Raw genomic sequence first — 14,751 nt, 5'->3', positions numbered from 1 at the left:
CGAAAACGCTTTCCCTATAGAGAAGCGGCGCGACTTTCAACGCCCCGGGGGTCTCCTGGAACCATGCAGGCTCGACTCGCGCTTCGGTTGCATTGCGGTTACGATGAGTTCGGCATGCCATTGCGCAACATCCGGGTGGTGCTCGTGCGGCCGCGAGGGGCGGCCAACGTCGGGGCCGCGGCGCGGGCCATGAAGAACATGGGCCTGACCGAGCTCGTGCTCGTGGCGCCGCGTCTCGGCGGACGGCTGCCCGCCGCGGCCATGGCCGTTCACGCCGCCGACGTACTGGCCGGGCGGCGCACCGTCGCCACGCTGCACGAGGCCGTGGCGGACTGCGGGCTGGTCGTCGGCACCACGCGCCGCGACGGCCCGTACCGCGCCGGGGCGGAGGAGCCGCGCCGGGCGGCGCCGCGGTGGCTCGCCGCGGCCGAGCGGAACCGGGTCGCACTGGTGTTCGGTCCGGAGGACCACGGCTTGAGCAACGACGACCTCGCCGTCTGTCACCAGTTGACCGCGATTCCGGCCGACGCCGCGTACGCCTCGCTAAATCTCGCGCAAGCCGTAATGCTGTGTTGCTACGAACTGTTCCTCGCCGCCAACGGCGGGGCGGAGGCAGTAAGCCCGCCCGAACTGGCGACGGCCGATCGGGTCGAACAGGCAATGACGCATCTGCGAGCCGCGTTCCTGTCGATCGGGTTCCTGCACCGGGATAACCCCGACCACATCATGTTCGCCTTCCGACGCATGTTCGGCCGGGCCGGTCTGGACGAGCGCGACGTGCGCATCCTGCTCGGTCTGGCACGGCAGATAGAGTGGTTCGGCCGCGACGGTTGGCGACTTCGCGGCGACGGGGCAACTGAACCCGCGGGCATCGGCGCGGAGGGGTAAGCGATGGCGGTCGTGATTCCGATGCAAGACATCGTCCGGGCGCGGCGGCGGGATGCCGAGCGCGCCTGCGTCGAGCAGTGCGTAGACATCCTGAGTGCCAACCTGCGCGCCAATCTCGACGCCTTCGATGCTGCCGGACCCGAGTTGCGCCCGGTCTTCGCACGCCGCGTGCGGCACCTGAGCGCGATCCTCGAATACGCGGTGCGTCTGCCGTGACTATCCCGATGCGAGCCGTCGCGGCCGGCCTCATTGCGGCACTGGCCCTCGTCCCGCCCGTGCAGGCGGTGTCGACCTCGGAAGAGAAGGCGCTCGGAAGGAAGTTCGCCTACGAGGCGCGCGACCGGCTGCCCAGCGTCGACGACGTCGAGGTCACGCAGTACGTCAACGGCATCGGCCAGCGCATCGTGGCCGCGCTGCCGGACCGGTCCTTCGTGTACCAGTTCCAGGTCGTGCGCGATCCGCGCATTAACGCCTTCGCGGTACCGGGCGGCTACGTTTACGTGCACGGCGGTCTCCTCACGCAGGTGGCCAACGACGACGAGCTGGCGGGGGCGCTGGGCCACGAAATCGCGCACATCAACGCCCACCATCTGGCCCGCCAGGAAGAGGCGTCCCAGCTCATGAACTACGCCACGCTCCTGAGCGTACTGCTGTCGGTCGTCGAACCGGCGCTCGGCGCCGGCGCGGCGGCGGCCAATGCGACGGCGCGGCTGAAGTACAGGCGCGAGTTCGAACAAGAAGCGGACTACCTCGGCGCGCGCTACATGCGGGAAGCGGGATACGACCCGCGCGGCATGCTGGATTTCTTCAAGCGGCTGTCGGACTTGCAGCGCAACGCACCGCGATCGGCGCCGTACCTGGCGTCGCATCCGATCACCGACAAGCGCCTGAGCAATCTGGAGGCCTCGTTGCGCACGCCGCAATGGGACAGCAAGCCGCGCCGCCCGCCGAGCCTGCAACTCGAGCGGGCTCAGCTCCTTACGCGCGTGCGCTCCCAACCCGCCCAGGACGTCATGGACCTGTACCGCCGGCGCGTCGACGCCGCGCCTGCGGACGGGCGCGCTCGCTACCTCCTCGGCCTCGCCTATCTGGAGAGCGGGATGGTCGACGCGTCCTTGCCGCAGTTCGAGGCCGCACGTGAACTGGGCTTCGCAGCCACCGATCGCGAGGTCGGCCGCGCCTGGTTACGACTGCGCGAGCCCGCCAAAGCGCGCGAGTACCTGGCCCGTGCCGCCGAAACCGACCCGGGCGACGCCGTGGCGCAGTACGAACTCGGCAAGGCGCTGCACGCGCTGGGCGACGGCCAGGCCGCGGCGCGCGCCTTCGAGAGGGCCATCGAGCTGGCGCCGACCCTCGGCGACGCGCACTACGATCTCGGCATGTTGCAAGGTCGAGCCGGACAGCAAGGCGACGGGTTTTATCACCTCGGCAAGGCGTTCAAGCTGCGTGGCGACCTCGACAAGGCCCTGACGCAATTCGAAAAGGCCGAGCCTCTGCTGCCACCGGGCAGCAGCCGCGCCCAGGATACCCACGCGGAAATTTCCGACCTCGCCGAATTCCTCGGCCGCCCCCGCCCGTCCGAAGCCGGGGACTGACCTCGAGGCCTCGGCCCCTCAAGCCACGCTCAGCGACCGCGCCGGCACCTCGCGCGAGAGCACGTCCTCGGCGTCTTCCGTCGAGGCTTCGCGAATGCGCTCGACGCCGACACGCACCTGTTTGCGCGTCATCGAAACGCCGTAGCTTTCGAGGATCTGCTTGATGAGGTCGTAGTTCTGCTCGATCGATTCGGTGACCGAGAGATACCCGTACTGTGCAGCACGGATGCGTTCCCAGTAGTTGATCGGATTGGTCTGGAAGAAGTGAAGGTCGGTTTCCTTCGGCTCGATCACGACGATATCGCCGTAGAAGGTCGGGTCGTCCTGGTATTGGCGCAGGCCGTACTGCAGACGCGAGTGGAGCAGCGTGCGGAACACCTGGTTGATGACCGTTATGACGCCGCGCTCCGCCATCGGCACCCCTTCGTACCGGTAGCCGCCGTTCTTCGTCGGAACCCGGCGGACACGGTTCGAGAACGGCCGGAACGGGTTGTAACAGATAACCAGGTCGGCACCGTGCTCGATCGCCACGTCGATGTTAGCCGTACGCCGGACGCCGCCGTCGACGTAGTCGATACCGTTGATTCGCGCCGGCTTGTAGAAACCGGGGAGTGCGGTTGACGCCTGCACGGCTTCCGGGATCGTCGCGGAGGTGTCTTCGTCGTGCCCGAAGATCACCCGCTCGGCGGTATCGAGATTCATCGCACCGATATAAAGCTCGCGCTTCACCAGACGATAGTGGTCGCGGAAATCGATCGGATAACCGGTGCGCTCGAAGTTCTGACGCAGGAAGTGCCCGATGCTGGAGTTGTCGAAGATGCCCGAAGGCAGGTAGTCGAGCGGAGACGGAAAGCTGCGGCGTCGGTCGAGCGCCTCGGCGATCGGCGCCACGACCTCTCGCAGCGCGGCCATCGACGGCCGGCGCCAGGCCTGCGCCAGCGGCTCCTGAATCCGACCGGTAAGGCCCGGCACCTGCTTCAGCAGGTCGCCAAGCGTCCCGGGCAGGAACGAGATCGCATCGACCGCGAACTGCAGAGGGCGCGAGAGGTATTCGCCGAAGTTCGGATTGTAGAAATCGAGGACCCGGAACCGAGTGAACTGATCCGACTTCCCTTCGAGGCTCTTGTGCATTTCCGCCGGGGTAATGCCCGACGCCAGCGGGGCCGCCAGCAGCGCCCCGGCACTCAACCCGACGTAGCAGTGAAATTCCGTCGTCTTCCGATTCACGAGGAAATCGTCGAGCGCCTTGAGCCCGCCGATCTTGAAACTGCCCCCGGTCATGGCGCCGCCGGCCAGTACCAGGGCGATTTTCGGATCGCGCTTGCGGACGGTCAGGTCGCTCTTCTGCACGATCGTGATGCCCATTCACTTTACCTCGTCAGTCTGATTTGCTCCCCGTCCTCCACAGGCCCCGCGTCGCAAGCGCTCCACCCCCGACGCACCCAACTCTGCGCCGCCCCGTATCGGCTCGCCGAGCCGGTGGACACTGCACACGAAGTCTAATACGAATTTCAAACAAATTTCCTGCCAAATCTTCACGCCAGCAGCCGAACGTCATTTCGGGCAGCCAAGGCGAAGAGGTTTTCCAGATTCCGGAACCTCGACGCCGGCCGTTCTCAGGTCTCGGCACACGACTCCGAAAGTTCGGCTGCGTCGCCCTTAGCGTCCGAGAGGCGGACGGCCGAGCCGCCCGGCAATCTCGGCGCGACCGGCTTCCAGATCTGCCGGGTTGTCCAGCACGCGCCAGTACCCGTGGTAGACGTAGCCGAAACAGGGCTCGCCGGCGTCGAGCAACCGCGGGAAGACGTCGCGCGTGATGCTGTAAATTCCGGGGCCGAGGTAGGCGAAGATCCGAGGATCGAAGATCGTCACGCCGGGGTACATCAGGGCCCGCAACCCCGGCGCTTCCGCCGCCGTCAGGGTCGGGTCGGCGTGGCCGAGAAAGCGCCGGATGCGGTCGTCGGCGTCGATCTCGATGACGCCGTAACGGGCGGCGTCGGGGTCGGCGCGCAACACCATTGTCGCCAGCGCCCGGCGACGCGCGTGGGCGTCGGCGACCGCGCGCAGGTCCACGTCGATGACCGTATCGGCGTTCAGCACGGCAAACGCATCGCCCTCGAGCCACGGGCGCGCGTTGGCGATGCCACCGCCGGTGTCGAGGATGGGATCCTCTTCCGTGTAGGCGATCCGCACCCCGTATGCGCTGCCGTCGCCGAGCCGGGCACGGATCTGCCCGCCCAGATGGTGCAGGTTTATTATCACATCGCGGATGCCGGCCTCCCGCACGCAAGCGAGCGCAAAGGCGATCATCGGGCGTCCGGCCACCTCGATCAGAGGTTTTGGAACGGTCTCGGTGAGGGGCCGCAGCCGGGTACCCTTCCCGGCCGCGAGAATCATCGCGCGCATTGGTCGCGCGGCAGGTACCGCCGGATCACCGCCGCCATCTCGACGTGCTGCGGGAAGCGAGGCAGCAGCCGCTCGATCTGGCGCACCGTGGACGGGATGTAGCGCAGGTATCCCTTCTTCCCTTTGACGATATCCAGATAGTAGAAGCGACCGACCACCTTGAGCGCCTTCTGCAGGGCACAAAGGACGTACACCTCCTCGATGGCGTCGCCTCCCGGCGCCCGCCCCGCCAGTTCGATCCATCGGCGCGCGTAGTAGTCCAGCAAAGCCGCTTCGAGATCGGGGCGCACGATCAGCGGCGTATCGCGGTCGCCGAGCAACGTGGCCAGGTCGTACGGGGCCGGGGCGAGCAAGGCGTCCTGGAAGTCGATCACCCGGATACGGTCGCCGTGCAGGTAGAGGTTCCAGCTATGGAAGTCCCGATGGTTCAGATACCTCGGCTGGGCGTCGAGGCGGCGGGCGATAATCGCGAAGTGCGCGCGCAGCAACGCGGCGTCTTCCGCCGGCAGGGGCCGGTCGAGGCGGCGCTCGATGCCGTACTCGATGAAGTGCTCGAGTTCCCAGAGAAAGAGGCGTTCGTCAAACGCCTGCTGGAAGGCGATACAGCGCCGGTCGCGCCGGGTAGTGCCTTCGATCTGGAGCCGCAGCAACTCGTCGATTGCCCGCCGGTACAGCGCGAGCACGGTGTCGTCGTCCCGACCCTGCACGGCGTCCCACAGCGCCGTGTCGCCGATGTCTTCGAGGATGACGACGCCTTGCTCGGAGGCGTCCGCGTAGACCTCGGGCACGGGCACGCCCAGCGGGGCGAGAAAGCGATGAACGTTCAGGTACGGTAGCTCGCGCGGGGCTTCCTCGAACACCGCCAGTTCGTCGGACGACATGGCGATGCCGCGATCGGCCAGCAGCATGGCAACCGCCGTCGGCGGCACGCCGGCACCGGCGAGGTAAAGCCGGGCGTAGCGGCGAGTCGAGGCGTCGCCGGCGAGCGGCACGACTTCCCTGACGGCAGCGGTTCCGCCGAAGCGGTCGCGGATCAGTGCGTCGAAAAGGGGCGGCACTTCCGGCGGCACGCGGGCGGCACTAGCAGCGCCGGCCGAGCTTGTCAAAAAAAGCCGGCACCCGATGTTCGAGACCCCAATTTGAATCGCCAAATGCCCGCTGGTATGGGATGGGATCGACTCTCGCTCCCTCCGGACAACGCATGGACTACAAGAGCACGCTCAACCTTCCGCAGACGACATTCCCGATGAAGGCCAATCTGCCCGAGCGCGAACCGCACGTGGTCGCCCGGTGGAAGGCCATCGGCATCTACGAGCAGATCCTGAGCGTCAACGCCGGCAAGCCGCGGTACGTCCTGCACGACGGCCCACCGTACGCCAATGGGCACGTTCACCTCGGTACGGCGCTCAACAAGATCGTCAAGGACATCGTCGTCAAGTCGAAGGCGATGGCGGGCTACGAAACCCCGTACGTGCCCGGCTGGGACTGCCACGGCATGCCGATCGAGCACCAGGTGCTCAAGCAACTCGGCGGCAAGGCCCGCCAGCTCGGCCAGGTCGAGATCCGCCGGCGCTGCCGCGAGTACGCGGAGAAGTTCTTCGCCGTGCAGCGCGAGGAATTCCAGCGGCTCGGGGTGATCGGCGACTGGCAGCATCCTTACCTGACCATGACGCCCGCTTACGAAGCGTCGATCGTCGGCGTGTTCCGCGAGCTCGCCGAGCGCGGCTTCATCTATCGCGGCCTGCGCCCGGTACACTGGTGCTCGGTCTGCGCCACGGCTCTTGCCGAAGCGGAGGTCGAGTACACGGAGCACACCTCGCCGGCGATTTACGTGAAGTTCCGATTCGCCGGATCGGCGGACGACGCGGCGGCGCTCGCCGTCCACCCGGGCGACGCCCAGGAGTTGGGACGTCACCACGCCGAGTTGGCCGTGGCGATCTGGACGACGACACCGTGGACCCTCCCGGCCAACCTGGCCGTATGTCTCAACCCCCACCTCGACTACGTGGCCATACCGGTCAACGGCGCGTACTACATCGTCGCCGCGCGCCTGGCGGACGCTTTCCTCGCGGCCACGGGGCTGCACGACCGCGGCCGCCGCATTCCGGTCGACCTCACGCCCCTCGATGGCCGCGACGTCTTCCGCCACCCGTTCATCGATCGGGCCTCGCGCCTGGTGTTCGAAGCGCACGTCACGGCGGACATGGGCACCGGCTGCGTGCACACGGCGCCGGGCCACGGTTACGAGGACTTCGCCGTCGGGCAGAAATACGGGCTGCCCGTGCTGACGCCGGTGGACGCCGTCGGCCGGTTTACGCCGGAGGCGGGACCGTACGCCGGCGAGCTGGTTTTCGAAGCGAACGAGCATATCGTCGACGAATTGCGCCGCGGCGGGGCGCTGTTGCACGTGCAGCGCCAGCAGCACGCTTACCCGCACTGCTGGCGCTGCAAGAACCCGCTGATCTTCCGCGCCACCGAGCAGTGGTTCCTGCGCGTCGATCACGCCGGTCTGCGCTCGACGGCGCTGGCGGCGATCGACGGCACCACCTGGGTCCCCGCCTGGGGGCGCGACCGGATTCACCACATGATGGAGACGCGGCCGGACTGGTGCCTGTCGCGCCAGCGCGCGTGGGGTGTGCCGATCCCCGCCTTTCGCTGCCGGGGCTGCAACGCCTTCGTGTTCGACGGCGATGTCGTCCGCCACGTCGAGGCGATCTTCGCCGAACGCGGCTCGGACGTGTGGTACGAGCTGCCGGCCACGGCGCTCATGCCCGCGGGTTATCGCTGCGGATGCGGCGGCGCCGACTTCGAGCCGGACAACAACATCCTCGACGTGTGGTTCGACGCCGGGTGCTCTCACGAAGCGGTGCTGCGCCGCCGCCCGGAGCTGGCCTGGCCGGCGGACCTGTACGTGGAGGCGGTCGACCAGCACCGCGGGTGGTTCCAGGTATCGTTGATCACGTCGGTGGCGGCCCACGGCACGGCGCCCTACCGTGCGGTCCTCACGCACGGACTGATTCTCGACGAGTCGGCCAAGAAGATGTCGAAGTCGCTCGGCAACGTGGTTTCCCCCGAGGAAGTCATCAAGGCGCACGGGGCGGAGATCCTCCGCCTGCTCTTTGCGTCGGTGGACTACACGGCCGACACCAGCTTCTCGAAGGGCCTGATCACGCCGTTGCTGGAATCGTATCGCAAGATCCGCAACACGTGCCGGTTCCTCATCGGCAACCTGAACGACTTCGATCCCGGACGCGACGCGGTGGCTTACGACGAGCTGCCGGAGCTGGATCGCTGGATCTTGCTGCGCACGGCCGACCTCGACCAGCGCATCCGGCGCGCTTACGAGGGATTCACCTTCCACCACGTGGTACAGCATCTCGTCAACTTCTGCGCCGTCGACCTGAGCGCGTTGTACCTCGACATCGTCAAGGACCGGCTTTACTGCTCGGCCGCGGCGAGTAAGGAGCGCCGGGCGGCGCAGACGACGCTCTGCGAGATCCTCGACGTACTGGTTCGGCTCATGGCGCCGATCCTGTCGTTCACGGCCGAGGAGATCTGGGAAAAGCTCCCCGGGGGCGACCGGCCGGCAAGCGTATTTCTTGCGGGCTTCCCGACGCGGATCCGTGCCGCCGACCCGACGCTGTTGGCACGCTGGGATCGGCTTCTTGCCGTGCGCGGCGCGGTCACGAAGGCATTGGAAGAAGCGCGCAAGGCCGGCTCGATCGGGCACTCGCTCGACGCTCGCTTGCGTCTCGACGCCGCCGATGGGCTACGCCCACTCCTGCACCGGCTCGCGGCGGAGCTGCCGGCGTTTTTCATCGTGTCGCAGGTCGATCTGGCCGGCGGCCTCGACGAAGCGGCGGCAAGCCCCCTGCTGCCCGAGTTGCGCGTCGCAGTGGAGGCCGCACGCGGCGGCAAGTGCGAACGGTGCTGGAACTACAGCGAGGCGGTCGGCACCGACACGGCTCACCCGGGGCTGTGCGGGAGGTGCCTACCGGTAGTCGCAGGTACGGCCGCATGAGCCGATACGGCTTCGTCGGCGCCGTGGCGGCGTTCGTGGTTGTCTTCGATCAACTGACCAAGTGGATCGTCCGCACCGAGTTGGGCGTGTACGAGTCGGTGCCGGTGGTCGACGGTCTGTTCAGCATCACCCATGTGCGTAACACCGGCGGTGCGTTCAGTCTGTTCGCGGGGGCGGACGAGGCCTGGCGCGTACCCTTCTTCCTGCTGGTGGCGGTGGTGGCGATTGCCGCGCTGTTGCACTTCGTGCGCCGGGTGTCTCCCCGCCAGCGGGTGTTGTTGTTCGCGCTGGGGGCGGTTCTCGGCGGTGCGGCGGGCAACATGATCGACCGCGCCGTATTCGGGCAGGTAACCGACTTCCTCGACGTCTACTGGCGCGGCTACCACTGGCCGACCTTCAACGTCGCCGACTCGTTCATCACGGTCGGCATGCTGATTCTCGTCGTGCACTCGTTCGTGGCGGCGGACGAAAACGAAGTGCCCCGCCGCGAAGCGGGCGAACGTCGCTCGTCGGCGTGAGACGAGCCGCGCGCCGCGACCGGAGCCGACCGCGGACGATCCGGGCGCCCGCTGCGCAAACGTTGTCCGCCTCAATCCTCGGAGTGGCAGTCGTAGCAGGTGTTGTCTTCGAGGAGTTCCTGGACTTCCTCCGGGTGTTCCAGTTCGAGACCGTCGGGCTCCATCGTGAACTCCTGGCTGCCGTCGAACCCTTGCGACACGATGACGTGACATGAGATGCACTTGTCGGTGATCGTCTCGCCGTCCGCGCTTTCGTGTTTGCCATCGTGGCAGCGCATACAGCCGGGAAAGTTCATGTGTCCGGTGTTGGTCGGGTAGACGTCCCAGCGGGCCTTCATGGTTGGGAAGAAGTTCTCCCGGTAGATCTGTTGCAGGACGCGGACGGCGCGCCGGATCTCTTCTGCGCGCGAAACGGCGACCTCCGGGTAGTTGTCGGCGTAGTAACCGGCGAGACCGGTGTCGATCGCTTCGAGTGCCTCCGGGACCGTCGCATAATCGCCCTTCAGTAGTTGCGTGCCGGTCTTCACGAGGAACGGCAGCGCGGCGTCCATGTCGCCGTGCTCGATCGCGCGGTTGATGGCCTCGCGCGGCGCCAGGAGTATGTGACTCGGCCGATTGTGGCAGTCGATGCAATCCATTTGCCGCTTCTCGGCGCCGGCGATTTGTTCGTCGGTCAGCGGATCCTCGGTCGACATGTAGGTCACCGACGCACCGGTGGTCTTGTTGGTCGCACGCACCCAGGGGATGCTCTGGCGGTTCTTGTCGGTGGCGATGTACTCGATGCGTTCCTCGATGTTCATGTGCCAGTGGATGCCCTGGCCCTGCTGTCCGAACGGTTCGCTGCCGCCCGTCTTGAGCAGCAGGCGGAGTTCCCAACGCGAGTTTTTCTCGTCGGGAAAATAGTAGACCCGCCGCATCATCTGTTGGCCGAAGAACTTGGCCGGCCAGTGGCATTGCTCGCACGTCTCCTGTGCCGGGCGCAGGCTCTCGATCGTCCCGGGAATCGGGCGCGGAAACTTGTTAAAGGCGACGGCGTACACCTGATAAAGCCCGTCCAGTTTTGATTTCACGAACCAGTCCGCCCCCGGCCCGACGTGACAGTCGACGCAGCGCACACGCGCGTGCGGCGAGTTCTGGTACGTGGTGTACTCCGGCTCCATGGGCGTGTGGCAGACGGTGCCGCAGAAGCCTACGGACTCCGTCGCCTCGTAGGCCTGGTAGCTGCCGAAGACGGAACCGCAGACGACCAACAGCGTTACGATCACAAAGACGATCGCGGCGTTGAGCTGTCGGGGCTGGTTCAGATCGAGCACGGGAAATCTCTGAATCGACCGCTGCCCGGTGCGGCGCCAGTGCCGCCACTCCAGTCCCATGCCGACGGGGACCAGCAAGAGACCGCCCATCAGCGCCGCGGGGAGAACCATGAAGGTGACAATCGCCGCGTAGGGCGACTGCCCGCCGCTGACGATGTCGAACACGAACAGAAAAACCATCGCGGCAAACGCGATGCCGGCGATGGCCGCACCGGCGTACGTCACCCAGTTGTGTACCAGCGGCGGGAGTTTGATCATTCACGTCTCTCCGTTGCGGCGAACCTCATCGCCCCGCCGCAAACCTCAGTCGGGGCTGAAGCCGGCGCCGTGCGGATGACATGTGTAACAGGGAAAGGTGAAGTGCGGCTGGCCCGTGCCGGCGCTGTTATAGAAACGTGTGGCCGCGTGGCACACCTCGCAGACACCCGTGCCCGGGGCCGTTGCGCTGGCGAAGCTGCCATCGGCCTTGCCCTTGAGGTTGGCGAACGTAATCGGCGCCTCCCCGCCCTCCGGTGTGACGATCGCCGGATTGACGAGCAGCAAGTTCGGGCTGCCATGCGGAGTGTGGCAGACGAGGCATTCTCCGGGGGTTCCGGCGGCAGGATCGAAGTGCGTTTCCTGCTTCGCATGACAGGTGGCGCAACGCGGTACGCTCTCGTGGCCGGGTCCGGGGACATCCAGGAGCTGCTCGTGGCAGAGCGTGCACTTCACTGCCGGACTGCTGTGGCCACCGGTGGTCGTCATGCCGGCGGCGAGGTCATGGTGGCACTCGGCGCAAGCGCCGTACACCGCGATCGGGTCGACAGCCGGAGTCTGCCCGTCCTCGATCGGTGCGCCGGGATCACCGCAGGCGCCGAGGACGGCCAGCAGGGCGGCGCATCCGATGCCGGCCGAGATCCGAGATGCCGCGAGCGTCCTCATCGCAGATCCCCGTGGCAATGGGCGCACAACTGACCGTCGCACGCCGGCAGGCGCAACAGCCGGGTGCCTTCCTTTACGAAATGAGCCGCCTCCGGACTGGCAATGCGGTCACGGTACTTCTCCAGAGCTTTACGCACGCCGACCGAGAACGGCATGGTCGATTCCTCGCACCCGCCGGGCAGCCACTTGTGCCCGTCTACCAGCCCGTCGGCGTCGTGCGAGAGGTGGCAGGTTGCGCAGTAAATGGCGCCCTTCTCGGTCAGCGGGAATGGTTTACCGCCGGGCTGAGACGACGCGAGGCGCTCCTTCACATCTTCCGGTGTCGCCTGGGAGTGCGACAGCGAGCCGCCGTGGATAGCGACGTCGTGGCAATTCGTGCAGGTCTCCTCCGGCGAACGCTCCAGCGTCTTGTTGTCGTCGGTGTGACAGTAACCGCATTTGTCCATATCCCTGGTGCCGTCCGGCAACACCATGACGTGCGGGTTCTCTTCTCCCTCGTCCTCGTCCTCGTCGCCCCTGGCCTCGTCGTCGCCGGCTTCGGAGTCATCGCCATCGCCGCCGTTCCGGTCGCCGCCGGCATTCTCGTCGTTGTCGCCCGCGGCCTCGCCGGCCTTCCTGGCGCCCTCCGTTGCGCCGGCGTCAGCGCCGTAGCCGGGGACCGGCAGCACCATTGAGAGCGCCACCAGCAGCAGGGCAAGGACGCCGGCGATCATTGCTGCACCCCATTGTCCCCGTGGCACTGCGGACAGCTCGCCTGGCCCTGGCTCCGCACCAGCTGCCGAACGCCAGGCAGATCGACCTGCGCATCCGGAAGCCCGGTGCGGTTCACGGTATGGATGTAACCGGCGTTATGACACACGAGGCAATCGGGCCGGCCCCAGCCGTCGGGATGCTCTTCCTGTAAGACGATCAACCCGGCGGGCGAGGCCAGCAGGTTGCCGTAATTTTCCGGCTCGTTCGATCCCTCGCTGCCGCAAGCGGCGACGGCCAGACATGCCGGCAGGATAATCCAGCGGTAGGTGTTCACGACGGCGCCTTTCGGCCGAGGAGGTGACAATTGATGCAGTAGTCCTCGCGGTGACAGGCACTGCACTGCATCGGATCGGTGCGCGCCTGTATGCCGTGGACGAAGAAGAAGTTACGTTCATGCGCCACGGTCTGGATCGTGTCGCGTCGTTCATGGCAGTCGATGCAGTACGACTGCCGGTGGCAACTCTCGCAGTGGACCGGATTGGCGCGCGCCTGCGTGCCGTGAACCTTGAGCCACGCGATCTGGTGATCCTCGGGTTCGAGCGGCGCCATGTTGGTGTGGCAATTGGTGCACGCCGGCGGCGCGGCGGCCATCTTGCCCGGTCCCTCGGTATGGCACGGGTGGCAGGTGGCACTGCCGGGATAAAGGGCATGGGCCGACAGCGGCTCGTAGATCTTGGGATCGGCAGTGTCGATCGTGAAGTCGAAACGGTGGCAGTCGATGCACTGGATGCCGGCGGTGCGGAACGCTCTGGCGTGCCCGTCGTGGGCGAAGTACTGCCGCGCGTCGGCTGTGCTCATCGACGGCCGCGGCTCCTGGCGCAGGCGCAGGAAGCTGTTCTGCGGCAGGGGGACGAACTGCCGGCAGGCTGCCAGGACGGCGGCGCATCCGACGACGAAGGTCAGCGTGCGGCCCCAGCGGTTCACGCGCCCCCCGTTGTCCCGGGCGCCCCCGGCGCGGTGCCGGCGCCGCCACGAGCGGCGGCCGGCGCGGAACGTTGCTGGAACCGGTGTGCCCAGTTGTAGATGAGGTTCAGCCCGAAGCGGATATCCGCATCGAAGCGCGGGCTGTGGTTAGCCTCCATGTAGGTTTCGCAGTAGAGCCCGGGCGCCAGGTCGTACCCCAGGCCCAACAGCGTTGCGACGACGGTGCCCGACTGGTTGGTGATCTTCTCGTAGTAACCGACGTCCACCTTGACGTGGAAATAGATGCGGTCATAGACCCAGTTGTCGTAGTAAAAGCGTCCGCCATTGAGGTTGCCGCCGCGGCCGTTCGCGCCGTAGTACTCCAGCCGCACGGATTCGAGCCCGTCGCCGCCGGGCAGCCAGTGCAGCCCGGCGCCGCTCAGGTAGCCGTTGGTGTAGACGCCGTGTGCGGCGGTCTTCAGGGTCCGGTCGTACTGCGTGTTCTGATAGCGCTGGTAGCCGAGATTGGCGAACACCGAAAACGCCCTGGTAAAGACGTAGCGCAGGCTGTTCTTGGCCTGAAATTCGTCGCTGACCGAGAACACGTCGAACAGCGGATCGACCCGCAGGTTCGGGTCGCCCGGGATGCGCTTACCCGTAAGCGACGGATTGTAGTAGGTCGATTCGACGTTGTAGTACAGCCGCGGTGGCAGGAGGAAGATCGACATGCCGCCGCGCACCATGTCGATGTTGTTGTGCTCCGCATCGTACGAGAAGTAGCCGTAGGTAAGGGGCTGGCCCGGCAGGCCGCGGAACGTGTGGCCGACGTTGGTCAGCACGTTCTGACTCAGGATGTTGCCCTGGCGGATGTACTGGAGATAGCCGACATTGGCGTAGGTGTCGGTGAGTCCTCGGGCGACGATCCGCCCCCCGAACATTTGCTCGTCCTGCGAGATGCTGGGCGAGCCGTAGGTTGGCTCGAAGTAGGTCGGCTGCCCGCCGAAAACGGTGACGGCGAGCGGGACTCCGGCGTGGGAAGCGTCGTAGGTGATCCGGCCGGCGTCGGCGTTGTTGCTGCCACGCGGCCCTTCGGACAGGAACTGCCGGCCTAACGACATGTCCAGCCCCGTCACCGCGTTGGGAATGCGGACGACACCGGTGTAGAAGTCCCCGCCGCCGGTGTTCGGCCCGAAGTTCTCGTCGAGGCTGAAGTAACCCTCGCCGTTGATGCCGTGCGGCAGGCGGTTGATGCCGAGGTCGCCGTAAAACCAGAAAGGCGCCTCGGTGGCTCCATCGTAGTAGCTCGGACGCACCTGGCCGACCACCCTGGTGTGGGCTTCGATGTCGGCAGCCACGGCACGGTCCGCCGCGCAAATTGCAGCGACCGCGCTCCACAGCATCACGGCGACTGGCGTCCGCCTCACCTGTACGTC

General features: G+C 66.6%; 13 protein-coding genes and 2 pseudogenes. 6 read left to right on the top strand and 9 right to left on the bottom strand.

Going from position 1 to position 14,751, the window contains the following annotated elements; translation table 11 throughout:
• Positions 1–114 precede the first annotated feature (114 nt).
• The 4 genes and pseudogenes from L6Q96_10995 (at position 115) to L6Q96_10980 (ending at position 2,197) form a co-directional block, all read left to right on the top strand.
• Positions 115–888, top strand: coding sequence for a TrmJ/YjtD family RNA methyltransferase (locus L6Q96_10995; GenBank protein MCK6555086.1), 774 nt, complete (start codon positions 115–117; stop codon positions 886–888).
• 3 nt (positions 889–891) lie between these two features.
• Positions 892–1,104, top strand: a complete 213-nt coding sequence (locus L6Q96_10990; GenBank protein MCK6555085.1) for a hypothetical protein — start codon at positions 892–894, stop codon at positions 1,102–1,104.
• Between the two features lie 8 nt (positions 1,105–1,112).
• A pseudogene (locus tag L6Q96_10985) lies at positions 1,113–1,733 on the top strand (M48 family metallopeptidase).
• Positions 1,734–2,068: 335 nt separating this feature from the next.
• A pseudogene (locus L6Q96_10980) lies at positions 2,069–2,197 on the top strand (hypothetical protein).
• Between the two features lie 304 nt (positions 2,198–2,501).
• Here L6Q96_10980 and L6Q96_10975 read toward each other — a convergent pair.
• The 3 genes from L6Q96_10975 to L6Q96_10965 form a co-directional block, all read right to left on the bottom strand.
• Positions 2,502–3,848, bottom strand: coding sequence for a patatin-like phospholipase family protein (locus L6Q96_10975; GenBank protein MCK6555084.1), 1,347 nt, complete (start codon positions 3,846–3,848; stop codon positions 2,502–2,504).
• 294 nt (positions 3,849–4,142) lie between these two features.
• The gene (locus tag L6Q96_10970; protein ID MCK6555083.1) at positions 4,143–4,889 is read right to left on the bottom strand and encodes an NDP-sugar synthase; all 747 of its coding nucleotides are present in this window, start codon (positions 4,887–4,889) and stop codon (positions 4,143–4,145) included.
• Entirely contained in the window at positions 4,877–5,959 is a 1,083-nt protein-coding gene (locus L6Q96_10965; protein ID MCK6555082.1) for a phosphotransferase, read from the bottom strand. The genes L6Q96_10970 and L6Q96_10965 overlap by 13 nt, the downstream gene beginning before the upstream one ends.
• A gap of 131 nt (positions 5,960–6,090) precedes the next feature.
• On the opposite strand from L6Q96_10965, the gene ileS reads away from it, so the two are divergent.
• Both ileS and lspA read left to right on the top strand, forming a co-directional pair.
• Entirely contained in the window at positions 6,091–8,910 is a 2,820-nt protein-coding gene (gene ileS / locus L6Q96_10960; GenBank protein ID MCK6555081.1) for an isoleucine--tRNA ligase, read from the top strand.
• Positions 8,907–9,428 (top strand): signal peptidase II, encoded by a 522-nt coding sequence (gene lspA, locus L6Q96_10955; GenBank protein MCK6555080.1) that lies wholly within the window; start codon positions 8,907–8,909, stop codon positions 9,426–9,428. Before ileS ends, lspA begins: the two co-directional genes overlap by 4 nt.
• A 71-nt stretch (positions 9,429–9,499) precedes the next feature.
• On the opposite strand, the gene L6Q96_10950 is transcribed toward lspA, so the two are convergent.
• The 6 genes from L6Q96_10950 to L6Q96_10925 are packed head-to-tail and all read right to left on the bottom strand — an operon-like array spanning position 9,500 to position 14,742.
• Entirely contained in the window at positions 9,500–10,999 is a 1,500-nt protein-coding gene (locus L6Q96_10950; protein ID MCK6555079.1) for a NapC/NirT family cytochrome c, read from the bottom strand.
• Between the two features lie 45 nt (positions 11,000–11,044).
• Positions 11,045–11,662, bottom strand: coding sequence for a hypothetical protein (locus tag L6Q96_10945; protein MCK6555078.1), 618 nt, complete (start codon positions 11,660–11,662; stop codon positions 11,045–11,047).
• A complete protein-coding gene (locus tag L6Q96_10940) occupies positions 11,659–12,375 on the bottom strand; it encodes a hypothetical protein (protein MCK6555077.1) in 717 nt (238 codons plus the stop codon). Before L6Q96_10940 ends, L6Q96_10945 begins: the two co-directional genes overlap by 4 nt.
• On the bottom strand, positions 12,372–12,689 hold the full coding sequence (locus L6Q96_10935; protein MCK6555076.1) for a hypothetical protein: 318 nt from the start codon (positions 12,687–12,689) through the stop codon (positions 12,372–12,374). The genes L6Q96_10940 and L6Q96_10935 overlap by 4 nt, the downstream gene beginning before the upstream one ends.
• Positions 12,686–13,339 carry a hypothetical protein gene (locus L6Q96_10930; protein ID MCK6555075.1) on the bottom strand — a complete coding sequence of 218 codons (654 nt, stop codon included), beginning with the start codon at positions 13,337–13,339 and terminating at the stop codon, positions 12,686–12,688. Before L6Q96_10930 ends, L6Q96_10935 begins: the two co-directional genes overlap by 4 nt.
• Positions 13,336–14,742, bottom strand: a complete 1,407-nt coding sequence (locus L6Q96_10925; GenBank protein MCK6555074.1) for a hypothetical protein — start codon at positions 14,740–14,742, stop codon at positions 13,336–13,338. Before L6Q96_10925 ends, L6Q96_10930 begins: the two co-directional genes overlap by 4 nt.
• Positions 14,743–14,751: the final 9 nt, after the last annotated feature.

The sequence above is a fragment of the Candidatus Binatia bacterium genome (assembly GCA_023150935.1).
Taxonomy (GTDB): domain Bacteria; phylum Desulfobacterota; class Binatia; order HRBIN30; family HRBIN30; genus JAKLJW01.
The sequence above is the reverse complement of the archived record's forward strand: the minus strand, read 5'-3'. Positions and strand labels throughout refer to the sequence as shown.